The organism is Paenibacillus sp. FSL K6-4396 (assembly GCF_038002525.1).
GTDB lineage: Bacteria > Bacillota > Bacilli > Paenibacillales > Paenibacillaceae > Paenibacillus > Paenibacillus amylolyticus_B.
Map to the genome: position 1 here is coordinate 1,083,665 of NZ_JBBOCR010000001.1, position 23,355 is coordinate 1,107,019.

At 47.9% G+C, this 23,355-nt stretch carries 17 protein-coding genes; 15 read left to right on the forward strand and 2 right to left on the reverse strand.

Annotation, left to right across the window (positions count from 1 at the left end; all coding sequences use genetic code 11):
- Positions 1-2 precede the first annotated feature (2 nt).
- The 8 genes from MHB85_RS04795 (at position 3) to MHB85_RS04830 (ending at position 14,124) form a co-directional block, all read left to right on the forward strand.
- The gene (locus tag MHB85_RS04795; protein WP_341072502.1) at positions 3-1,418 is read left to right on the forward strand and encodes an MFS transporter; all 1,416 of its coding nucleotides are present in this window, start codon (positions 3-5) and stop codon (positions 1,416-1,418) included.
- Complete coding sequence (locus tag MHB85_RS04800) at positions 1,396-3,183, forward strand: IucA/IucC family protein (RefSeq protein ID WP_341072504.1); 1,788 nt, start codon at positions 1,396-1,398, stop codon at positions 3,181-3,183. Before MHB85_RS04795 ends, MHB85_RS04800 begins: the two co-directional genes overlap by 23 nt.
- Entirely contained in the window at positions 3,158-5,173 is a 2,016-nt protein-coding gene (locus MHB85_RS04805; protein WP_341072506.1) for an IucA/IucC family protein, read from the forward strand. The genes MHB85_RS04800 and MHB85_RS04805 overlap by 26 nt, the downstream gene beginning before the upstream one ends.
- Positions 5,170-5,946 carry an HpcH/HpaI aldolase family protein gene (locus tag MHB85_RS04810; RefSeq protein WP_341072509.1) on the forward strand — a complete coding sequence of 259 codons (777 nt, stop codon included), beginning with the start codon at positions 5,170-5,172 and terminating at the stop codon, positions 5,944-5,946. The genes MHB85_RS04805 and MHB85_RS04810 overlap by 4 nt, the downstream gene beginning before the upstream one ends.
- Positions 5,943-7,355, forward strand: a complete 1,413-nt coding sequence (locus MHB85_RS04815) for a type III PLP-dependent enzyme (RefSeq protein ID WP_341072512.1) — start codon at positions 5,943-5,945, stop codon at positions 7,353-7,355. Before MHB85_RS04810 ends, MHB85_RS04815 begins: the two co-directional genes overlap by 4 nt.
- Positions 7,315-9,162, forward strand: coding sequence for an IucA/IucC family protein (locus MHB85_RS04820; RefSeq protein ID WP_341072514.1), 1,848 nt, complete (start codon positions 7,315-7,317; stop codon positions 9,160-9,162). Before MHB85_RS04815 ends, MHB85_RS04820 begins: the two co-directional genes overlap by 41 nt.
- Positions 9,163-9,371: 209 nt before the next feature.
- Positions 9,372-10,379 (forward strand): restriction endonuclease, encoded by a 1,008-nt coding sequence (locus tag MHB85_RS04825; RefSeq protein WP_149846293.1) that lies wholly within the window; start codon positions 9,372-9,374, stop codon positions 10,377-10,379.
- Positions 10,380-10,635: 256 nt separating this feature from the next.
- Entirely contained in the window at positions 10,636-14,124 is a 3,489-nt protein-coding gene (locus MHB85_RS04830; RefSeq protein ID WP_341072516.1) for a glycoside hydrolase family 2 TIM barrel-domain containing protein, read from the forward strand.
- A 109-nt stretch (positions 14,125-14,233) separates the two neighbouring features.
- Here MHB85_RS04830 and MHB85_RS04835 read toward each other — a convergent pair whose 3' ends face one another.
- Positions 14,234-14,683 (reverse strand): hypothetical protein, encoded by a 450-nt coding sequence (locus MHB85_RS04835; RefSeq protein ID WP_192132682.1) that lies wholly within the window; start codon positions 14,681-14,683, stop codon positions 14,234-14,236.
- 173 nt (positions 14,684-14,856) lie between these two features.
- Between MHB85_RS04835 and MHB85_RS04840 the strand changes: the two genes are divergently transcribed.
- Positions 14,857-15,327: a DUF4362 domain-containing protein gene (locus MHB85_RS04840; protein ID WP_192132685.1), complete on the forward strand. Its 471-nt coding sequence runs from the start codon at positions 14,857-14,859 to the stop codon at positions 15,325-15,327.
- 98 nt (positions 15,328-15,425) lie between these two features.
- Here MHB85_RS04840 and MHB85_RS04845 read toward each other — a convergent pair whose 3' ends face one another.
- Positions 15,426-15,671: a hypothetical protein gene (locus tag MHB85_RS04845; RefSeq protein WP_192132686.1), complete on the reverse strand. Its 246-nt coding sequence runs from the start codon at positions 15,669-15,671 to the stop codon at positions 15,426-15,428.
- Positions 15,672-15,758: 87 nt separating this feature from the next.
- Here MHB85_RS04845 and MHB85_RS04850 point away from each other — a divergent pair, with 87 nt between their 5' ends.
- The 6 genes from MHB85_RS04850 to MHB85_RS04875 all read left to right on the forward strand — a co-directional run bounded on the left by MHB85_RS04850 (position 15,759) and on the right by MHB85_RS04875 (position 23,326).
- Positions 15,759-16,139, forward strand: a complete 381-nt coding sequence (locus MHB85_RS04850; protein ID WP_192132688.1) for a hypothetical protein — start codon at positions 15,759-15,761, stop codon at positions 16,137-16,139.
- Positions 16,140-16,656: 517 nt separating this feature from the next.
- Positions 16,657-17,613 (forward strand): DUF4183 domain-containing protein, encoded by a 957-nt coding sequence (locus MHB85_RS04855; RefSeq protein ID WP_192132691.1) that lies wholly within the window; start codon positions 16,657-16,659, stop codon positions 17,611-17,613.
- 82 nt (positions 17,614-17,695) lie between these two features.
- Positions 17,696-17,980, forward strand: a complete 285-nt coding sequence (locus MHB85_RS04860; protein ID WP_091015856.1) for a DUF4183 domain-containing protein — start codon at positions 17,696-17,698, stop codon at positions 17,978-17,980.
- 254 nt (positions 17,981-18,234) lie between these two features.
- Positions 18,235-19,488, forward strand: coding sequence for a WXG100 family type VII secretion target (locus tag MHB85_RS04865; RefSeq protein WP_192132693.1), 1,254 nt, complete (start codon positions 18,235-18,237; stop codon positions 19,486-19,488).
- Positions 19,489-19,506: 18 nt separating this feature from the next.
- Positions 19,507-19,986 (forward strand): hypothetical protein, encoded by a 480-nt coding sequence (locus tag MHB85_RS04870; protein WP_149846301.1) that lies wholly within the window; start codon positions 19,507-19,509, stop codon positions 19,984-19,986.
- Between the two features lie 202 nt (positions 19,987-20,188).
- Positions 20,189-23,326: a DEAD/DEAH box helicase gene (locus MHB85_RS04875; RefSeq protein ID WP_341072518.1), complete on the forward strand. Its 3,138-nt coding sequence runs from the start codon at positions 20,189-20,191 to the stop codon at positions 23,324-23,326.
- Positions 23,327-23,355: the final 29 nt, after the last annotated feature.

The window sequence follows — 23,355 nt, forward strand, 5'->3', positions numbered from 1 at the left end:
TGATGAAAAGGCATGCAGTATTACTCGCGATTCTGATCGGTGCCTTTTCGCTGGTGCTGACCAACAGTGCATTTAACCTGCTGCTGCCTTATTTTGTGCAATATTATCAGATTTCTACGACAGCAGGCGGATGGATCATCGCGCTATACATGCTCGCCATGACATTAACAATGCCGCTGGCTTCCCTAATTGTGGACCGACTGGGCCGTAAGCAGACGTATATGTTGGGCATCAGTATCTATGGACTGTTCTCGGTGGCTGGTGCGTTGTTTTATCACTCTATTGAAGTACTGTTGCTGGTTCGTTTCATGCATGGCGTTGCCGCGGGGCTGATGATTCCGTTATCACTTGTGTTGCTGTTTGATGTATACGGACCAGAGGTGCGAGGACGAATTACAGGAGCGTGGGGCTTGCTGCTTATGCTGGCTCCGGCTGCTGGTCCAACGCTGGGTGGTTTTATCATTCAGTATGGACGGCTTGAAATGCTGTTCTGGCTCAATGTGCCCCTGGCTATATTCTCGTTTATCGGCTGCGGTCGAGTCATTCAGACTTATATTCCTGCCCGTAGGAAACGATGGCATCCAACCAGTGTCATGCTGTTGATCTGCGCGGTCGGTGCCCTGAGTCTGGGCGTACAGTTGTATGCGAGTCCTGTCGTGCCAGTATGGGTACCTTGGCTGCTGATTGCGCTCGGTGTGGCGTTACTTATTCGTTTTGTCCAGACCGAGAACGGTCGCAAGGAACCACTGATACGTTACCAGTTGCTGCGACGTAATGCCATCTTTCCGCTGACTGTATTGATCTCGACCATTCAGGATTGTGTCATGTTTGGTGTGATCTTTGCATTGCCATTATTGTTCCAGGATGTCTTCCACCTGTCACCAGCCTTGTCCGGTGCGTTGTTCATACCCTTGTCGATCTGCACAAGTCTGTTCATGTGGATCGGAGGCAGTCTGCTGGATCGCGGTCGGTCCATGCATTTTATCGCATGGGGCACGTTGCTGGTGTCGATATCAATCCTGTCATTTGCCGTTCTGCCCATGGCAGCATCGATCTGGATTATAGGTATGCTCATGGCGTGCCGTGGAATTGGCGTTGGTCTGTCAGGCATGAGTATCTCTGCGATTGGCCTGCAAGCATTACCGGATGAAGACATGCACGAAGGGTCGGTATTATCAACCACGATTGAGCGTCTGGCTTCTTCGTTTGCGGTGATGGGCATGACCCTGTATTACGATATGCGTTGGCAATGGCTTACCGGGGCAGGAACGTCCATGGAGATGGCAAAATGGGGAGCGCTCAAAGAGATCTGTATCGGACTTGGCTGCGCCATACTGCTTACACTTCCCCTGGTCTTACTTATAACCCGAAAGAAGGTTGGCATCATTGTTCGAGATGGAAAACAAGCTCCGGTCTGAGGCTGAGCAGCAGGCCCATGAACATTCGTGCAAGCTGTTGCTGAACTGTTACATACGTGAGCTTGCGCTAGAGAAAGAAAGCAATATTCGGATCAATCCAAATACGCTGTCGTACACTGTTACTTTTCAAGCTAGTAGGGTGAAGGTGACAGGACGCTTGTCTTATTACTCTGCCATAGGGGAGCATGAATACCTCAGCATGGAATCTGGCGGGGAAGCGGTGCATTATCGCGACCTGATACGTTGGATCACATCTGAATTAAGCGGGAATGGGGAACAGGGAGCGAGTTTGGATCAACGTGGAATGTTGAAGAGTGCGGTGGAAATGAAGAGCTCGGTTGAGGTGGATATTGCACAGCCATTGGGTGAGAGTACGAATCGTGTCGAGGTGGCGTATGCCAGAGATTTTGCACAAAAGGTAGATAACAGTGTACGTAACCTTACCATGTATATCGAACAAGCAGCGGGTCTCGACATCCACGACTATCGCACATCGGAACAGTCTTTGTTGGTTGGTCATCCGTTTCACCCTTTTCCGAAGAATTCCAAAGGCTTCAGCGAGCAGGATGTTCAGAAGTACAGTCCGGAGCTGCGCACATCGTTTCAACTCTGTTATATCGCGGTGAGGCAGGATGTCTATATGCAAGAATGGGTGGATGACGAGGCAATGATGGATTTGCATGAACTCTTGCGGAGCCATGTGCAGCCGATTTTAAAAGAAAAGAGTGAAATGTATGGGCTGCTGCCCGTCCATCCATGGCAATACGCATACATATCACGGTTGACCGAGATACAGCACTATTTTCAAGATGAAAAATTAATTCTGCTTGGCAGTGCGGGGCCTATCGTCTATCCAACCTCTTCGGTCCGTACGGTCTATGTTCCGGCATGGAATTGCAATATCAAGCTGTCACTGAACATGCAGATCACCAACATGATTCGCACCAACAGTGCTGAGCAGATGCGCAGAACACTGGATGCCTCCAGATACGTCAGGCAGCATGACTGCTTCGGTGCTGAACCGAATACCCATATTGCGTACGAGACAGGTGTAGCGACTTGTGCTTTTGAAGATGAAGAGTTAACGAGTCTGTTTACGATAGCTTATCGACCCATTGAGTTCGACCCTGCGAATACGTATGTCTTATCCAGTCTGGTTGAGGCACCACTTCCCCGGATGCGCTCCAGGCTGATGACGATGCTGGGTGGTGGACGTGACATAGCTGAGCGTTGGCTGGATTGTTATCTGGCATGTTCGTTGCTGCCGATTGTACGGGCGGCGGGAGAGAAAGGCATTCATTTTGAAGCCCATTTGCAGAATACCCTTGTGACATTGGAGGATGGGTTGCCTGTGGACTTTATCGTCCGCGATCTGGAAGGGGTCAGTGTGGATGAGGAACTTATCCGTGAGCAGGATTGTGCTACGTCCGATTTATTATTTTATTCGCGAGAGAAAGCCTGGGCGCGGACATCGTACTATTTTATCGTCAATCATCTGGGGTCTCTGATTCATGCCATGGCGCGAGATGTGAACGTCCCGGAGGAGCATTTCTGGAAGCAAGTACGTGAGGTACTTGTGGAGGAACTGGAACGAACGGGCAATGCATATGTGCAACATCTGCTGACAACGGATGCATTTCTGGCCAAACAAAATCTGGTGAGTTGTGTAAGAGGGATCAGCCAGACCCCGGTTTACGTGTCGGTGAGCAATGTAATGAAACAAATAGGGAGTGAAGTGCGTGGGAGTCGTGGGATACAGGGCTGAAGCAGGCGGCAGGACAGAAGCAGTCTACGTGGGTGTACAGGAACGGATCATGCGTCAGACGTTGGAGGCGATGTGGTTCGAAGGCATTTTGGACAGTCAAGTAAGTGGGAACAAATGGCGAACCAGCGGCCTTACATCTTCTGGCGATTCTGTGGCGTACACGTGTGAAGCCGAACGAAAGTTTTCATTTGGCCGAGTGAAGGTGAAGAAGGGTTCGATTCAAAGGGAAGGCGTACCATGCACCAATCTGGATCTGTTTTTGGAAGAAATCGTGCTGAATTCATTGAAGGGTGCGAATGTGACGGCTTTTATTCAGGAGCTGCTCGAAACGATGGCAAAGGACAGCCAGTGCCGGGCGATATTGCCTTTGAACATTCCGCGTGAAGATCGTCATTATGATGCGCTCGAAAGTCACATGACCGACGGTCATCTGTATCACCCGAGTTACAAGTCGAGGTTAGGGTTTTCTCTGAAAGACAATCTGGCCTATGGGCCTGAGTTTAACTCTGAAGTTTCATTAGTCTGGGTGGCTGTGAAAAAAGAACTCGCTCAGACCGCTGTATCCGCGGGCTATAGTTCTGAAGAATTGGTAAGGCAGCATCTGACTGCGGAGGACGTAGAGCGATTTCAACAGATCCTGCAACAACAAGGTCGAACGGGCATAGGTGAGACGGTCAACTTATATGTGGCGGGTGCCGATCAGTTGGGGAGCAGCACCGAAGTTCGTGAGGGCGTTGGAGAGACAAGCCAAGCGAAGCTTCATGGGGCAGTTCGTGAAAAAGGTGAAACAGTCCGTAGCCCGGGCAGAGAAGGTAGCAAAGTGGATGGGGAAATAGGAGGTTCTGACGCGGATGATCGATATGTGTTCATTCCGGTTCATCCGTGGCAGTGGGAGCACCAGTTGGAGTCGGTATATGCCCGTCAACTGATGGATGGAGACATCGTGTATCTCGGTCCATCGTCTTCGCCCTATCGTGCACAGCAGTCAATCCGTTCGCTGTCGAACCGGGTGAACCCCGAAGCTCCTTACATTAAGCTGGCTCTCAGCATTACCAACACGTCGAGCACGCGGATTCTGGCACAGCATACGACCCAGAACGCACCGTTGATCAGCGATTGGCTGGATAATCTCGTTCGTGAAGATGAGCTGTTGCAGCGGGCGCAGTTTGGCCTTTTAAAAGAAATCATGGGACTGTCGTTCCGTTATGAGCAGTTGCCTGCAACGCAGTATGGGCGGGCCTACGGTACACTCGGAGCCATCTGGCGGGAGAATGTATCGGCTCACCTAAAGCAAGGTGAGACGGCGTGGCCGCTGAATGCGCTGATGTTGGTACAACCGGATGGTGTTCCATTTATCCAGGATGCTGTAGAACGACATGGTGTGGAAAAGTGGAGCGAGGCCCTTGTACACACAGTTACACTGCCAATTATCCATCTGCTCTATGCACACGGGATTGCACTGGAATCTCATGCTCAGAATATCATTTTGGTACTGGAAGATGATCTGCCGAAACGAATCATTATCAAGGATCTGCATGATGGTGTCCGCTACGTACCGGATCAACTGTTACACTCGCAACAGGCACCGAAGCTGAACCCCGAGCCGGAAACTCATCGCAAGTTCAATCGGTATTCTTTCATCTATGCGGGAGATGTGTCGGAAGTCCGTGACTATACGTATGACGCATTCTTCTTTATCTGCATGACGGATGTTGCGTTGGCCTTTGAGAAGTTTGGATTGTCAGAGCAGTCATTCTGGCAGCTGTGCGCAGGTGTAATTGTGGATTATCAGAAACAGCATCCGGAATACGCAGAGCGGTTTGTTGCATTTGACCTTTTTGCCGAAGATGCACTGATCGAAGAGATGACCAAGCGCCGTCTGTATGGGGATGGGGAGTTGTATTTCCGTAAGGCGAGCAATCCGCTCAAGGTATCGAAGGATGCACTGGAATCACAGGGAACGCTCGAATTAAAGGGAATCATCGAATGAGAATTAATACGCTGAAGGAAAAGATTGCACGGAAACAGCCGGTGTATGGCCTTTTTGTATCTATCCCGCATCCAATCATCATTGAGATGATCGGGCATGCGGAATATGACTTTGTCATCATTGATCTGGAACATGCCACAACATCGATGGAATCGGTAGAGGAATTGATCCGGGCTGCGGAACTAGTCGGCCTAACTCCGCTGATACGTATCTCGAAGGTGGAGCGAGCGGAGATTCTTAAAGTGCTGGACTGTGGCGCCCAAGGTATCGTTATTCCGCATGTCGAGCAACTGGAGCAGGTGGAAGAAGCGGTTCGATACGCCTACTATCATCCGGTTGGCATGCGAAGCTTGAATAGTGGTCGTCCTGGTGTATTCGGGAAATATCCGCTCACGGGATACATTGGGGAAGCGAACGAACAAGTGATGATTGTCCCCATGATTGAAAGTGCGGAGGGTGTTCGGCAGAGTGCACAGATTCTGTCTCATCCTCAGGTGAGTTTTGTATTGGAAGGTGCGGCGGATCTGTCGCAATCCCTCGGCGTGCCATGGCAGACCGAGCACCCGGATGTGAGACGTGCGCTGGATGAATTGCATGCTACCGCGCAGCAGCGCGAAGTACCTTATGCTACGGTCACGAGAGGCATGGAAGACATGGCGCTCTGGGCTGAGCGGGGAGTACATATATACGTGCTGGGGGATGACCGAAATACGGCATTTCGGGCGTATGCCCAAAAACGGAATGACTACAGGAATGCGGGTGGGCAGATATGAAACCAAGTGTATGGCAGGCGATCGATGAACTTCAACGAGGGATGGAAGACCCGGTATGTGCGTATATCTATGATCTGGCTGGCATTCAGGAAAAGGTACGTCAGATGCTGGGCAGCATGCCCGAAAATACACAGTTGTTCTATGCCATCAAGGCGAATCCTGATCCGCGAATCATTGAGGCGTTGCTTCCATTGGTAAAGGGCTTTGAAGTGGCTTCCATTGGAGAGTTGCTCAAAGTTAGGGCCGTAAGTCGAGAGGTTCCGATTCTGTTCGGCGGTCCAGGCAAGAAGGAGAGCGAGCTGCGACTGGCCATTGAGCATGGCGTGAGTTATATCCATGTGGAAAGTCTGCTGGAGCTGAGGCGCATCATTGCGATTGCGAGGGTGCGAGCGATGGATCAGGAGCAGGCGCAGGGGAGCAGGCAGAAGCAAGATCGGGAGCAGAAACCGGAGCAGAGATATACGCAGGAGTACGGCGAGGAACCGATTCAAGGACAGCAAAAACAGGATCAAGAACAGAAGCAAGAACATGCGCCCCAACAGAAGCAAGCGCAGGAAGTGCACGTGCTTCTCCGAATTAATCTGCGAAGCAGTACGTTACCCCGGACGAAGATTGTCATGGGCGGCGGGCCAAGTCCTTTTGGCATCGATGAAGAGGCAGTGGAAGAAGCCATCGAACTTATTCGTGTGGAAGACGCGGGTATTGTTCGGTTGAGCGGGTTCCATTTTCACTCTTTGTCCAACAATATGGACGCCAGACTGCACGCCGAGATGATTGAGCTGTATTTGCAAAAGGTAGAGCAGTGGCAGCAAGAGTATGATCTTCCTGTGGAAGTGGTGAATGCAGGAGGCGGATTCGGCGTGACTTACGATGGCAGCCCCGGATTCGACTGGCCTTTATTCACTTCTCTGCTGGAGCAAAGTGAAGCCAGACAACGCCTTGTTTCACGCGGAGGCGAGTTGTATTTTGAATCCGGTCGACTGCTTGTGGCAGACCACGGGTATTATGCCGCAGAGGTTACGGATATCAAAACTTCTCATGATCAGCATTTTGCTGTGTTAAGGGGAGGTACGCATCATCATCGTCTGCCTGCTTCATGGGGACATAACCACCCGTTTCAGATTATGGCGACGGATCGTTGGAAGCATTCATTTGCCCGTCCAGAGGTAAGGGATGGTCGAGTCCATATCGTAGGTGAGCTGTGTACACCCAAGGATCGCATGCATTCTGATGCGGAGGTAGCACTGATGCGGGTGGGAGACATTGTTTTGTTTGAAAAGTCCGGAGCTTATTGTTGGACCATCTCGCATCATGATTTTCTGGGGCATCCGCACCCGGCATTCCATTATCTAACGGAGGACAATAATCATGTCAACACTGATGAAGCGTTCCAGTCTGCAAGCCGCTGAACGCCGGATTATGGCGGATCTGATGAATTCATTTTTGGTCGAGCAATTACTCCCACTGGAGGATCACCCATTCATTGATTTTGCCGCAGCACCTGCACCATTCAGACGATTGTATAAGGAATATGACGGCGAAGAGCAGATACAGAATGGTGCTTCTGACATTAGATTGCATACGCAAGGTGTACTGTGTCTGATTGAAACAGGAGTGAGACAAGCGATTCAGTGGGTTCAGGGTTCAGCAATATATGAGGAGAAACCAGATGGAAGCTGGGTTCTCCTTGATTCTGCGGCAGAAGTTGGACGTGCGGTGTTACAGAGGGCTTTGTCGGATGGGGCTTATGCGCAGCCTGGAGTTGCGGAGTTCCTAGCTAGTCTGGATATTGCTGTGGAGCAGTACGCTCTGGGCTGGGAACAAGTTCAGTATCTGTCCGCCTGCGTTCCGGTGTCTGCTTATGAGTGGTTTATCAAAGGTGAACGTGTTGCGGCATTGCGGGATCGTCCATTCCATCCATCGTCCAAAGCCAAAGTGGGATTCAATGCAGAGGATGTAACACAGTATGCAGCGGAATTCGGGAAGGCGATTGCGTTGTGCTGGGTCGCTATCCGTCTGGATGCCGTGCAGCATGGTTGTGAAGATGGGTTGTCCATTTTGGACGTGTTAGACCATGTTCAGCGTGGAATGGTGGAGGCCGAGTTTGCCCGAAAAGGGATCACGCTCTACGAATATCTGCCCATACCTGTTCATCCATGGCAATTGCAGCATGTGATCCTGCCTCGCTTCACTGGAGAGATTGAAGAGGGCAGCATTGTTGTATTGGATATAGAAGCGGGCGACGTACAGGCGACTTCATCTCTGCGCTCGATGGCTCCGTCAACCGAATCCACGAGGATGCTCAAGCTGCCGGTTAGTGTGCTGTCGCTGGGGGCTGCTCGTTATCTGCCGGTGGTCAAACTGTTGAATGGTCTTGCTGGAGAACGGATGTTACGACAGGCCATGGCTTGTGACGAGACGTTGAAGGACAAGGTATATATGTGCGAAGAGCAGAACTGGTGGGGCTTCATGCCGGAATCCATGGGACTGTTCGACGATCATCCCCGCCATCTGGCTGCACAGATTCGTGTGTATCCTCCTGAATTGTTGGATGAATCCTACAAAGTCATCCCCATGGCTGCGCTGGGTGTAAATCTGGATGGACATCATCTGTTAACGGAGATTCTGGGAGATAACCTTAGCAGCGATGGCGTTCTCGACTTTTATACTAACGTAGCGACTACGTTCTATGACATCGTGATGCGTCTGTTCAAGGTGGGTGTTGTACCTGAGATTCATGGTCAGAACTGCTGTCTGGTGTTAAAGGATAATCAGGTAAAGGGTCTCTTGTTCCGCGACCATGATTCCGTGCGTCTGCATCAGCCTTATCTGGATCAGCATGGTATTGCAGACCCTGCCTATCATATTCGCCCGGGATACTCGAACAGCCTGTATAACGAGACGATCCAGAAGTTGATCTTTTATGTGCAGTCTTTGGGGGCGCAGGTGAATCTGGCTGCGATCATGGAGGCACTGAGCGAGGTGTATCACATCCCGGAAACGAAGTTATGGGAGATCACGGAGCAGGCTTGGAAGGAAGCGCTGGCACAGGTGCAGCTTCCTGAATTCGACCGGGCCGCGCTCGCTCATGCGATATTCGAGAGCAAGGAGTGGCCCGTGAAGTTGGTTGTCCGTCCGCTGCTTGAAGCAGACGGAGTGCCTGGCGCGATGCCATCGGGCAAAGGCATAGGGTGGAACCCATTTCACAAGGAATAGAGGTTAAAGTGAGTTCAAAGCTGCATAAAGTATTACAAAATAAGAGGTGACTTGAGATAATTCAAGTCACTTTTTAGATTTGGTTAACGATCAACTTGCAGTTCAAAGTGTAATAATTACTGAACTATATACAGTTTTCATGCAGGGAATGTCATTTCCATGACGAAACTTCTAATTAAGTTAGAAATAAGCAAGTTATGGAGGAATTTATGAGTAAAAATAATTGGTTTATTAGAGCCGGAGAGAATGCATATCTCTTTGAAGAGTTCAAAGAAACACAGATGATAGCCATTGGCTGGAATGAAGTAGGTTCATTGGCCCAAGTAAGACATATCGATGATGTGAAGAAGCGACTTCGTAACGAGTATCCTGACTATAAGGATGGCAAAGTAAATATAACAGCGGGCCAGTTAATCAGATTTGCTAATGAAATGAAAGTAGGAGATTTGGTTGTTACATATAATCCTCAAACACGCGAGTATCTGATTGGGGAAATTACGTCAGACTATGAATTTGGTGAAGGGGTTATTTCCGACAAAAATCACTATAGAAAGGTGTTGTGGAACGGGCTAGTTAATCGAGATGTTTTAACAGCGAACACACGGAATTCCCTAGGTTCGATAATGACTCTTTTTGCATTGCAAAATGAAACAGTGAAGGAACTGATCCATTTTTTGAAATCCAAAAGTGCTGAGTCTTTTGAATCACAACCGGAAGAGACTGAGAAAGAACAGGCAGAACTAGATACAATCAAGGAAGATGTAATTGAAAGAGCACATGAATTTATAAAGGACAAATTCAATCATTTAGATTGGGAAGAAATGCAGAGTCTGGTAGCTGGTGTCTTAAGAGGCATGGGATACAAAACAAGAATATCTGTAAAAGGGCCTGATCGCGGAAGAGATATTATTGCATCGCCAGATGGTTTGGGGCTGCAACAGCCTAGAATTATGGTGGAAGTCAAACATAGGAAAAACGCGATGGGTTCCAATGAAATTCGAAGTTTTATCGGAGGATTAAGACCCGGTGATCAAGGGGTTTATGTTTCAACAGGTGGATTTACCAGAGAGGCTAAATATGAAGCAGAACGTTCTAACATTCCAGTATCTTTGGTAGATGCAGATCTACTGGTAGAGCTGATTAATCAGCATTATGATGCATTTGATTCAGAGGCTAAATCATTAATGCCCCTAAAGAAGATATATTGGCCTCTATAAAACAGAGAAGGTGACCCGTTTGACGGGTTGCCTTTTTGGCTTATTGTCATTGGGAGTTGAAATGCTTGGAGGGGGAAAACGTTCAACAATCTGGCTAAAAAAACTTATGAAATGGGGGTACAGGAAAGAGACTGATGGTATAATCGGGTTATGTGTTATAGTCATACTTGTGTATTATCGAAAAGGTTTTCGTAAAAATCGATATCAACTGTTGTAACCGCAATCATAATTTACTTCAAGAAAGTGAGAATCTACGATGAATCAGAAGAGACTTTTTAATGATGGATGGCAATTTGCAAAAAGTAAGCTGGACGTTACGGAACCTGCGGGTCTGGTGTATGAACCTGTGGAGCTTCCCCATGATTGGCTGATATATAATACGCTTGAACTGTATGAAGACAGCATTGGATGGTACCGTAAGACGTTCCATTACACGAAGGATGAGCAGCAGCTTTTGCTCTGTTTTGATGGCGTATACATGGACTCTTCCGTGTATGTGAACGGACAGCTTGTTGGGGAGTGGAAGTATGGCTATTCTGCTTTTGAACATGAGATCACAAATGCACTGGTGGAAGGCGAGAATGAAATTCTAGTCAAAGTGGTGCATCAGAGCCCGAACAGCAGATGGTATTCCGGGGCTGGAATCTATCGCAACGTGTGGCTGAAGACAAGAGATCGCAACCATATTGTTACGGATGGAACGTATGTATCTATCAAGCAACAACCGGGTGGCTGGCAGGTGGAAGTGGATACAGAGCTGAGCCTGGAACAGAATCAGCAGGCAGAGTTGGTGAATACGATCCGGTATGAAGGTCAGGTGGTGGCATCCAGCCAAGCGCATGTTACGGTTTCGGTGGGTGAGAATGCGGTGGTATCGGCAGATAGCCAACAGATCATTGTGGAGAATCCAAACCTGTGGAGCCCAGATGCACCGCATCTGTATGAGCTGGTCACCGAACTGAAACTGATCTCGGAAGATCAGAGCGAGAAGATCATTGAGGCAGTATCCCAACGTATTGGATTCAAGGACGTTAAGCTGGATCCGAGTGAAGGTTTCTATCTGAACGGGATCCACACGAAGATGAATGGTGTCTGTGAACACCATGATCTCGGGGCGTTGGGTGCTGCTTTTAACCTGACGGCATTGCGTAGAAGATTCATCCTGCTGAAAGAGATGGGTGTCAACGCCATTCGAACTGCGCATAATATGCCGGCCAAAGAGTTTATGGAACTTGCAGACGAGATGGGCATGCTCATTGTGTCCGAAGCGTTCGACATGTGGGAACGGGCTAAGACACCGTATGACTATGCGAGGTTCTTCCCGGAGTGGGCGCATACGGACGTGAAGAGCTGGGTGAAGCGGGACCGTAACCATGTCAGTCTAATCATGTGGAGTATCGGGAACGAAATCTATGATACCCATGCGGATGAGCGCGGTCAGGAAGTGACCCGGATGCTGATGGATTATGTGTTGGAATTTGATCCAAAAGGCAATGCGGGCGTGACGATTGGTTCCAACTATATGCCATGGGAAAATGCACAGAAATGTGCGGATATCGTGAAGCTGGCTGGCTACAACTACGCGGAAAAATACTATGATCAGCATCATGCAGAACATCCAGACTGGATCATCTATGGCAGTGAGACCTCATCAGTGGTGCAAAGTCGTGGCATCTATCACTTCCCATTCGAACAGCCAATCCTGGCCGATGATGACGAGCAGTGCTCGGCGCTTGGGAACAGCACGACAAGCTGGGGCGCAAAGTCGGCTGAATATTGCATTCTGGCTGAGCGGGATCGTCCGTATTCGTTGGGGCAGTTCCTGTGGACCGGATTCGACTATATTGGCGAACCGACGCCGTATCATACGAAGAATTCGTATTTTGGACAGTTGGACACAGCAACGTTCCCGAAAGACGCTTATTATATCTACCAGGCGGCATGGACCGATTATAAGAAAAGTCCGATGGTTCACCTGTTCCCTTATTGGGATTTCAATCCGGGTCAGATCATTGATGTACGCGTGTGCAGCAACGCGCCGAAGATTGAGTTGCAACTCAACGGTGAGACGATTGGCACCTACGATATTGATCACGCCCATGGAACACAGCTATCCGGCTGGTGGAAAGTCCCTTATGAAGAGGGTGAGCTGAAGGCGATCGCTTATGATGAGAACGGTGTTGTGATTGCAACCGATGTACAACGCTCTTTTACGGATGCGAAGAAGATTCGTCTGCAGGCGGATCGGGAGCAGCTACAGGCGAGCGGTAAAGATCTCATTTTCGTGGAAATTACGGTGGAAGACGAAGCGGGTAATCCGGTGCACAATGCCAACAACCGCGTCCAGGTTCAGGTGTCCGGTGCAGGGCGATTACTGGGTCTGGATAATGGAGACAGCACGGACTATGATCCATATAAAGGACTCAGCAGAAGGTTGTTTAGCGGCAAACTGATGGCCATTATCGGAGCAACAGATGAGGCTGGGACAGTACGGATCGAAGTATCTTCGGAAGGGTTGGAAGGTGCCGCAGCTGAGTATGAAGTGCAGGTTGTGGATGCGACAGATGTCGATCGTGATATAAAAGAAGTGCATTCCGTCTTCATGGTCAATGAAGAACGTCCGGTGCTGACGGGCAGCGCTCAGGAGATTCCTTTGCGGAAAATCGAGATCATCAGCGAATCAGGACAGCTTCTCGATCCGTCCAACCCAGAGCTGGTCGTAACGGCCAAGCTGTATCCGGAGAACACGTCCTATCGGGACATCGAGTGGGCTGCTGTGAATGATGGAGGCATTGAATCCAACATTGCCAAGGTGGAGGTCATGCCTGCGGGAACGGACGGCAATGGAGAGAATCAACATACGGTGAAAGTATCGGCGATCGGTGACGGGGCGTTCCGACTTCGCGCTACCAGTGCAAATGGTACGGATAAAACAAAACTCATCTCCCAGCTGGAATTCAAGGCGGAGGGTCTCGGAACAGCATACAAAGATCCATACGGCTTCATCACGGGCGGATTGTATGATTACACCAAAGGCGAGGTTGGTAACGGGAATGAACGCGGTGTAGCAACAAGTCGGGACGGGGAGACACATGTAGGCTTCCGTAATATCGACTTTGGACCCTATGGTTCCGATACGATCACCATTCCGATCTTTGCATTGTCGAGTGAAGAGTACTTTATTCAGATCTGGGAAGGCATGCCGGATGAAGAAGGCAGCACAATGATCGCTGATGTGGTATATGACAAGGAATCCAAATGGAATGTGTACCAGGAAGAGACATATAAGCTGTCCAAACGCCTGAGTGGGATTACGTCGATCTGTTTTGTGTTGAAGCAGAAGATTCATATTAAAGGGTTCTCTTTTGAGCCCCAGAGTCGCGCTTTTGAACAAAATGCGGCTGCATCCTGTGACCATCTCTATGGAGATACGTTCAAAATTGAGGGTGACCGTGTTGAAGGTATCGGGAACAACGTGTCGTTGGAGTTCGAAAACATGGACTTTACAGCAGAAGGCACGCCGAAGCTCGTCATTCATGGCCATTCACCAATAGATAAGAATACAATTCATATCCGCTTCGCAGGTGAGGATGGACAGAGTAACCAGCTGGTTGAGTTCACACAATCCGAAGGATATGAGGAGCGGGTGTTTGAGCTTGAACGTGTGACAGGTGTGCAAAAGGTAATCTTTATCTTCTTGCCGGGAAGTCAGTTTGACTTCAACTGGTTCCGTTTCGAGAAGTAAGTATGATGTAAATATAAAAGCCCTTCATGCAGGCATCAGTTCATGGAAACGTGGATCTGAATCGCTTGCGTGAAGGGGTTTTTCTTGTATGTAGATGTGGAAGAAAACATCAATGAACCTGCTCTGCCTCAACGGAGAGATCTAAGTGATGACCTATCCTGCTATAAATGTACAACTTAATATTCGTGTCTTGTAATGCAAGCAGATTGATCGTTTTATCACTATTTCTGCTGATAGATGTCTCCATAGGTTCACTTACTTCATCGACATACATCTTCACATATACCGTGTGGTTGCTGTTGTTTCCAATTGATATGTTGGCATGTGTCCCGTTCGAAGCAACCATTGTGAAGCTGCCGTTGTATGCGGAACGACCTTCATGTTGAGTTGGGGCAATGAGCAGAACAGATGTAGATGTTGGGAAGGAGCGCTCCATTTCATGGGCTAATCCCTTTGACTGTCGTTGGTTCGTTGAAGCTAGAGTCGCTGTATTGGCTGAATGGGTGGATATGAGTACAGATAGAGTCAGTGCTACACCGAGCATTGTTTTTAACGTCATTAAATCAACCCCCTGCTGCTGAATGATAAAATACTAAAATTTCCGTTCCTGTTATCTATATTTCTATGGTTCTAAACGTTTTGCACAGCAGTAGGGTTACGGGGAAATGGAAAAATAAGAATAATGATGCAACAAAGGATAAGATTGAAACGTTCCATACATGAGGTGATGGAATGAAAATTATGCTTATCCTATCGTTAGCTTTAATGCTGTTAACTGCTTGTGAAGCAAATGATCCAACAACGGATGCTTCCGGAATTACGCAAGCTTTTCCAGAAATTATTGAGCCCCATAATCCAGAGCAAGCGGAGCAAAGCGGGGATGTGGTTGTGCTTCATGGAGACATACGGAACGAAGATAAGTGGGACACATTTATGAAAAATGTGAAGAAAAAACAGCAGGATCAGGTTCGTGTAACGATGTATACCATTGAAGGTGGGGCTATTATCCAGGAATTGATATACGATGGCTCAGCTATTCAATCGACTTACGATAACTCAAGGGATCTCTATGGCTCCAAACAGGGAATGAAGACTGACACCTGCAAAGGGATCGGGACAATGAAGAGTGAGCAGGGACATATTTTTTACGTGTTAACCGGGTGTGAGAAGGAAGAAAACCCTTTTTGGATGCCTAAGTTGTAAATGAGATGTATCCACATGCAATTTCTTAATAAAAACTGTGAAGCCGAGGCTGGCTGTGCAGGTTTTTGTAGTTATATGAAAGGTGGATAATCGGGATTTTATCTGTACAAAGCAATTGACTGCCCACCGCCCTGAATCTCATAACCCAACTTCACTTCATGATCTGTATAGGTTTCATTAAGCAGGGTGATGGTAAGCCCTTCTACAGTTTTGGTTTGAGTTGGGATGTTTGAATCGGGAAGTGCGGATTCTTCTGTATTAGTAACTGTAAAATAAAGCACAAGTGGAAGTATCAATATGATAAGGCCAATAATGATAGCGATGATAATATTCCTTTTGTTCAATGTGCCTCTTCCTTTCAGAGAAAAAATGTATTGAAGTGCAGTTGATCATTAATAACCAATTATATCATATTCTGGAGGAGGGATTTAATGAAGAGGTTCTGGATGTTATGTATACTAATACTCCTATTAACAGGATGTAATCAGAACAATAGAGAGAAAGCCATTGATTATCTAACGCAAAATCAAAGAAATGATGCATCACTCATTGTATTTACCGACCGACCTTCGGAGCGACCATTTATTGTTGAGTTACAGACGCAATTAAATAAAGTGAATAACGAGAATTTGAGGGCAGAAGGCCCAATAACTAACGTAACCTTTTATAATGTCCGTGATGAAAATAAGTTTAATTATGAGAAGATTTTTGGTCTGAAATCATATCCATACATGATCCTGTTCGAGAAAGGCCAGATCACATTGGAAACGCAGGAACCGGAAGAGATCGTTCAGCATTTTAAGAAGAGGTAAGAGTCTACTGAAAAAGCTTGCCCGAACACGCAAAATATCTGGCCAATGAATTTTCCATCTACTGCAACTTGAACGAGAAAATGAATCCTCCGTTTGATTCCAATCGACTTCGTTGAAATTTGCGTATAATTACTACGGTCAAGTTGGCTGGTGAAGATAGAATACAACCTATTGAGATTCATCCCGATGGATCGTCTGAGTTAAACATAAAATGTGATATGCGAGGTCTTGTCTGGAAAGACAAAAGACAACTATAGAAGGACTCTTGTCTTTTTTATTGGGCTTCCCTCATAGTTATTCGCACACTCTCCGAATGTGTTAAGGACATAGTATAGGGCATATATACTGTGTGCCTTGGCCTAAGGAGATGATCATTTTGAAGTATCTGAACAAAAGGACAGCCACCCTCAACAAATTGAGGCCCAGTCGTTCTACGTCGAAATGCAGAAACAAACACTTGGGAAAACGAAAGAAATGCCATATTATCCGTAGGTCATATCGGAGAAAACGCTGCTCAATGAAGCGTCCATTAAGATCACAGAAGATGGCCCGTGACAAAAAAGTCATTGCATTACCGAGAGGGGGAGGCAGCAATCCTGTATGTTGTGAGCCTTCCCCCCTGCTCGCTCCGTTGAGACAACATGAATTGGAGACTGTGAGTCTCCCTGGAACGCAAGGTGTGGCAGGTGTCCAAGGCCCCGCGGGATCTCAAGGTGGGCTGGGTCAACCGGGAATTCCCGGAGCGCAAGGCCCGGCAGGCTCTCACGGCGAGCCGGGTCAACCGGGAGTTCCGGGAGCGCAAGGCCCTGCAGGCTCTCACGGCGAGTCGGGTCAACCGGGAGTTCCGGGAGCGCAAGGCCCTGCAGGCTCTCACGGCGAGTCGGGTCAACCGGGAGTTCCGGGAGCGCAAGGCCCTGCAGGCCCTCAAGGTGAACCGGGTCAATCGGGAGTTCCGGGAGCGCAAGGCCCGGCAGGGCTTCAAGGCGAGCCGGGTCAACCGGGAGTTCCCGGAGCACAGGGTCCCGCAGGCCCTCACGGCGAGCCGGGTCAACCGGGAGTTCCCGGAGCACAGGGTCCCGCAGGCCCTCAGGGTGAGCCGGGAACTCCCGGAGTGCAAGGACCAACGGGTCCCCCAGGTGAGCAAGGTCCGCCGGGCACCATACCCGGAATTGAAATCATTCCTACGGCAAACCGTTACTTCTATTTTCCGGATACCGATCTGGATTTGTCGGTCTCAGTTATAATTCCTGCCACAGCATTTACTAATGACGATGGTGACAGCATAACCCAATTTGGCGGGATTGGACTTAACAGCTTTAACAATCTTTATATCAACGGAATCGTTCAACCAGGAAATTCATACAGTGTAAGTGCGAATAGGTTGTCTTTTTCGTCCCAAAACGGTGTGATCTTTGCAGGGACACCTATTACTATCGAGATAATTATAATAACAACCAATATCATAAATGGTTAAAATTGGTTTAATTTACCGGTTCCTTTGCCTTCACTACTCCCAAACCTACCACATATACTATGTTAGGTAGGAGGTGAGAAACATGCCACTTGTGACACCCTTTCAGAACAGTTTGAGATTTGCTGCAACCATTGGTGATGGAACCGGGACTGGAGCAACGTTTGCGATTGCTGCGACAGCTTTTACAAATGACGCGGGTGTAGCTGCAACGGCATTTCCAGGCACGTTCAACTATTACAATCTTTATATTAATGGCCTTATGCAAACAGCAGATACATCCTCGGCTACCACGACTACAATTACAATTCCCGGTGGAGATGCATTAAATGCAGGGACTCCAATTGTCGTACAATTTGTAGTGTCTTAATGACGATGTAATCATGCTGTAACGTTATCTTGTGCGACTTCTATCTGAGATAGAAGTCGTTCTTTTTGTACAAGACTCTCGTCGACATAACAGTATTCATTCATGCATTAATGTGCAAAAATGGTTACCCAAGGATGTTGCCCAACTACCGGATAACCTCTGAGGAAATGATCCTTCCGTTTGATTCCAATCCTCACTCTCACTTGTTAAAATTTAGGTACATAAACTATGGTCAGGTTGGCGGTGAAGATAGAATGCAACGTATTCAGGTACATCCCGATGTGTTGGACGAGAAGGCTCGATTGGTCCAGCAGAAGAAACAGGAACTGGAGCGAATGGTCTGGGAACTGGAGAAATCCATCTATATGTTGCAATCCGATTGGTCGGGTGTGACCGGAGAGCGTTTCTTCTGGGATTTTATGCAGGCAAAAGAAGTGTTCCCAACTACACTCGGACTGTTGGACAAGATCCAGAATGAGTTTACGTTTATCGCAAAGAACTTCAGAACAACGGACGGCTCAGGCCAGGTGGCGTTGTACATTCCAGAAGAGCTGAAGCGCAATTTCGCTGTAGGGCTGCTTGATAAATCCATAGGAGAAACAATAACGGGAATGGGCCAGACGGCAGAAGCTTTCTTCCATAACCCGTTCAGTACAATAGGCAGTGTGGCATATGCCATGACCGTCGGCAAAGTTGTAGATGTTGGGCGGGGCATTCAATTTGCATGGGATGCTGCCTGGGGCACGGGAACGGCGAGGTCGGATATAGAGCAATTCGTAGAAGACCAGAAGAAGCAAATTGATGAGAATGGAGCAGGATATTACGGTGGAGCGATGACAGGTCAGGCTCTGGCGTATGTATTGTTTGGGAAAGCTTTTCGTTCGATGGATGACAAGCATACCGATCTGGGTGGGTCGGGGGGAGGTAAGAAGGAGCACGGGGAGAATGGCTCACATAATAAAGAATTTACGTTTATTACAGACCCCGGAGAAATGAAGAAATATATTACGCCTCCTAAAGATGGATTTCAGGCGTATCTTGAAAGAAATTATATTGAAATTAGAACAAAAGGAATTGAAGATGTACCTATTGTTGCTAAAAATACAGGACTGACAGAAGAACAAGTTACTAACATGAAAAGACATCTATTCTTGAGCACTTATAATTTGTCCATAGAAGGTAAACCGTATAAAGAAAACTACTTTCAAGCCGACGGGGATATAGCATATGCTTGGAAGAAAGCTCAAAACGGTGATCTTAATGAAGCTGAGAAGGATTGGTTTAAAACATTAGCGAATCATGAATTAAGAGAAAAAGAGTTAATGAGTGAAGGAATGCCCCTGAGGGATCGGTCGACTTGGAGCGCGGAATTAGAGACATTTAAAATAGATACAGAGAAAAATGCTCATGATAAAGCTGCTGTAACAGCTCCCAATCCCCCGCCTTTTCCAGGTTACGATCCTAGTAAGGATTTTGGTAAGTACTACGATGATAAGATTGATTACTAAATGTTGAGGTGAAACAGAATGTCATTGAAAAATGCAGTATCCAAACTAAATAATATAAATTGGGCCTTAGTAGGTACTGTTATCTCTGAGGAGGATACTAAACTCGGATATGAATTTCTCAGAAGAATGGCTCAATTTTATAAAGCGGAGCAGCTGAAGCCTATGCCACCTGCATTTACAAATGTGGCGAAACTGCTAGGAGATCAAGAAGAGGAATTAGATATTTCAGCTTATTGTAGTTCGGAGGCTGTTGCGTATTTGAATCAAAACTCATATGTGAAAAGAATATTTGAATATTATCTACAGTTGGCGAAGTACGCAGAGAATACTCCGAGCATCAGCCAGTATCTAGACATATATGAACCGTTAATTATACTTTTTGAACGGGGGGGCTCTTTTACCATCAAACCACTCTCTCTAGAAATTACACAAGTCTCACATTTTCCATTAAACAATTGGTATGAAAAATTTGTTGAGAAAGATCCGATTGATATTTAATAATCTGTAGATCATTAGGTTAATATTTCGCAAAATCGTATTCATAGAAAAGCACTTCTACCAAACCAAACGTAGAGGTGCTTTTTCCTATGAAATCAAACAACTAATGAAATCTCCCACAGATTGGTCGATAATATAGAAGAAACATTTATATACATAGAGAACTATCCACAACCATCCTATACCCACACGAGGTACATTCATGAAACAAGGCATATATGAACAGCTTATTAACACGATCACCAGACAGGAGATTTCGGCACTGGACCCGGATGTGTATAACATTGGGACCGAGAAGCTGGATGCAGAGGAAGCACGTAAATTGCTGTCCACGTATTTGGCGGCGGTGACCCGGCGAGCGCTCAAGATTGTGCGGGAACAGACGGAAGATAAGACGGCAGTGTTGGCGCAGATCCGAACGTGTAATGAGATTATTGCTACTCTCAAAGGCACACTGGGGGAAGAAGAGTACAACGAATTGCAACTGGATGAGCAGGGGGAAGTGTTGACCCATGTGTATTCCAAGTTGAACAGCATTCGTGCGGTCCGGGATACCCGAATCGTTCGTCCAGATACGCCGATCTCCCAAAGCTCTTTATTCACAGGTGCAAAGTCCGAACCGAGTATGTTATTGGAGTTGCAGAAGGAGATCGTGACCGCCGATCGGATCGATTGGCTAGTTTCATTTATCAAATTCAGCGGGCTTCGCTTGCTTCTGGAACAGCTTCAACAATTCACAGCGGGCGGTGGGAAGCTGCGGATCATCACGACCACCTATATGGAAGCAACCGACCTCAAAGCTATTACTGAACTTAGCAAATTACCTAACACAGAGATCCAGATTTCGTATGATACCAAAGTGACACGGCTGCACGCCAAAACGTACATTTTCCACCGTGATACTGGATTCACTACCGCCTATGTCGGCTCCTCCAACCTGTCCAATCCGGCGCTGACCAGTGGCATGGAGTGGAATCTCAAGGTGACGGAGAAGGATTCACTCGATGTGCTGCGCAAGATTGAAGCGACCTTCGAGAGTTACTGGAATGACCGTGAATTTACGCGGTATGTAGCTGAGGATGAAGGCCAGGAGGCACAGTTGAAGGCGGCTCTGAATCGCAATAAAGATCGGTCTAACCACTTTCACCTGGAAATCCAGCCTTACGATTACCAAAAGGAAGTGTTGGAACAGCTTCACGCCGAGCGTACGCTGTACGGACGAAACCGCAACCTGATCGTCGCCGCCACAGGCGTTGGCAAAACGGTCATCTCTGCCTTCGATTACAAGCGATTCCGGGCAAGCCATGCGGGAGCCAAGCTTCTTTTTGTCGCCCATCGGGAAGAAATCTTGAAGCAAAGCCGGGACACGTTCCGGTATATCCTGAAGGATATGAACTTTGGTGAGCTGCATGTCGGGAATCACCGAGCAGAGGCGCTGGATCACCTGTTTGTTAGTATTCAGAGTCTTAACTCCATGAAGCTGACGGAGATCACCAGCGAAGATTGTTACGATTACATCATTGTGGATGAATTCCACCATGCCGCAGCGCCTTCGTACCAGAAACTATTGTCCCACTACGAACCGAAGATTTTGCTAGGACTTACTGCAACACCAGAACGGATGGATGGCAAAGACATTACCGCCTACTTCGATCATACGATTGCCGCCGAGATCCGTCTAACCGATGCCATTGACCGGAAGCTACTGAGTCCTTTTCAATATTTTGGCGTCACCGATACTGTCGATCTATCTCAGGTGAAGTGGTCGCGTAAAGGCTACGATCTGAACGAACTGGAGAAGCTCTATACCCATAACAAAATCCGTGCCAACCAGATCATCCAAAGTCTGAACAAATACGTAACCGATCTGGACGATGTGAAGGGGCTTGGGTTCTGCGTAGGGGTGGATCATGCGATGTATATGGCAAAAATATTTAACGACGCCGGTATTCCATCCATAGCCCTGCATGGCGGGTCGAGCGAACAGGAACGTCATTCTGCGAAAGGACAGCTGGTGAACGGGGAACTGCGCATGATCTTTGTCGTGGATCTGTACAATGAGGGCGTGGATATCCCTGAGGTGAACACCATCCTGTTCTTGCGTCCTACTGAAAGTCTGACCGTATTCCTGCAACAGTTAGGACGTGGACTACGGATGGCGGAAGGCAAAGAGTGCCTGACCGTGCTCGACTTCATCGGACAAGCCCATCAGGAGTACAGATTCCAAGATAAATTCCGCGCCCTGATTGGCGCTACCAGACATTCCATCTCGTACTACGTCGAGAAAGGCTTTTCGAACCTACCTCGCGGCACGTTCATTCAATTGGAAAAACAAGCGAAGGAATACATCATGCGTAACCTCAAGCAAATGAGTCGTAATCGCAGAGCGTTGATCCAGAAGCTGCAAACGTTCCAGCAAGACACCGGACTGCCGCTGACCTTGGCTCATTTTGTAGAGCATCACGGGATGACACTAGTTGAATTGTATGGTGGACGTACGGGGAAAAGGTATTTCCGGGGTATGCTGGCCGAAGCCGGACTGACAGAGCCAATCGAGAGTGAGCAAGATGAGTACATCCGCAGACTGCCATCTGTGCTGACGATCAACTCCCGAAGCTGGCTGACGTTCCTGATTAACTACATTGAAAAAGGCGATGAACCGACCAACACTGATGAACAGCGCATGTTGATTATGTTCTATTACACTTTCCACCGGGCCGCGCCTGAGAAACTGGGGTTGAGCAGCATCGAAGAGGGTGTGCAGCGTGTGTTGTCTTGTGAAGCATTCCGAGCAGAGCTTGTGGATATTTTCCAATATAATCGGGCTCATCTGCGATTTGTGGATAAAAGCAATTCGTTCCCGTACACTTGTCCACTGGATATCCACTGTATGTACTCCATGGACCAAGTGCTTGCCGCCTTCGGTTATTGGAATGCCCAGCAATCGCCCGCCTTCCGTGAAGGCGTAAAGTATTTTGCCGATGAGCAGACCGATATTTTCTTCATTACACTGAACAAATCGGACAAAGACTTTTCACCCTCCACGCAGTACGAGGACTATGCGATTAACGAGCGGCTATTCCATTGGCAGACACAGAGCCGGGTGTCGGAGCATACAGCTACTGCGCAACGGTACATCCATCATCGAGAGACGGGGAACCGGATTGTACTGTTCGTGCGGGAGTATAAGGAGGAGCATGGCTATACATCTCCATTTGTGTTCCTGGGCGAAGCGGATTATGTGAATCATGAGGGGAACAAACCGATGAGCTTCGTGTGGCGGTTACGGGAAGAGATGCCTGCGAAGATGGTGGCGGTGGCGAATAAGTGTATTGTTTGACAGAGCAACGTGAGGAACCTGCTGTGAAA

Coding starts and splice junctions, on each gene's coding strand:
- MHB85_RS04860 (WP_091015856.1), top strand. CDS start 17,696: ATGCCACTTGTGACACCCTTTCAGAACAGTTTGAGATTTGCTGCAACC.
- MHB85_RS04840 (WP_192132685.1), top strand. CDS start 14,857: ATGAAAATTATGCTTATCCTATCGTTAGCTTTAATGCTGTTAACTGCT.
- MHB85_RS04855 (WP_192132691.1), top strand. CDS start 16,657: ATGAAGCGTCCATTAAGATCACAGAAGATGGCCCGTGACAAAAAAGTC.
- MHB85_RS04830 (WP_341072516.1), top strand. CDS start 10,636: ATGAATCAGAAGAGACTTTTTAATGATGGATGGCAATTTGCAAAAAGT.
- MHB85_RS04825 (WP_149846293.1), top strand. CDS start 9,372: ATGAGTAAAAATAATTGGTTTATTAGAGCCGGAGAGAATGCATATCTC.
- MHB85_RS04875 (WP_341072518.1), top strand. CDS start 20,189: ATGAAACAAGGCATATATGAACAGCTTATTAACACGATCACCAGACAG.
- MHB85_RS04815 (WP_341072512.1), top strand. CDS start 5,943: ATGAAACCAAGTGTATGGCAGGCGATCGATGAACTTCAACGAGGGATG.
- MHB85_RS04835 (WP_192132682.1), bottom strand. CDS start 14,683: ATGACGTTAAAAACAATGCTCGGTGTAGCACTGACTCTATCTGTACTC.
- MHB85_RS04800 (WP_341072504.1), top strand. CDS start 1,396: ATGGAAAACAAGCTCCGGTCTGAGGCTGAGCAGCAGGCCCATGAACAT.
- MHB85_RS04810 (WP_341072509.1), top strand. CDS start 5,170: ATGAGAATTAATACGCTGAAGGAAAAGATTGCACGGAAACAGCCGGTG.
- MHB85_RS04865 (WP_192132693.1), top strand. CDS start 18,235: ATGCAACGTATTCAGGTACATCCCGATGTGTTGGACGAGAAGGCTCGA.
- MHB85_RS04820 (WP_341072514.1), top strand. CDS start 7,315: ATGTCAACACTGATGAAGCGTTCCAGTCTGCAAGCCGCTGAACGCCGG.
- MHB85_RS04795 (WP_341072502.1), top strand. CDS start 3: ATGAAAAGGCATGCAGTATTACTCGCGATTCTGATCGGTGCCTTTTCG.
- MHB85_RS04850 (WP_192132688.1), top strand. CDS start 15,759: ATGAAGAGGTTCTGGATGTTATGTATACTAATACTCCTATTAACAGGA.
- MHB85_RS04870 (WP_149846301.1), top strand. CDS start 19,507: ATGTCATTGAAAAATGCAGTATCCAAACTAAATAATATAAATTGGGCC.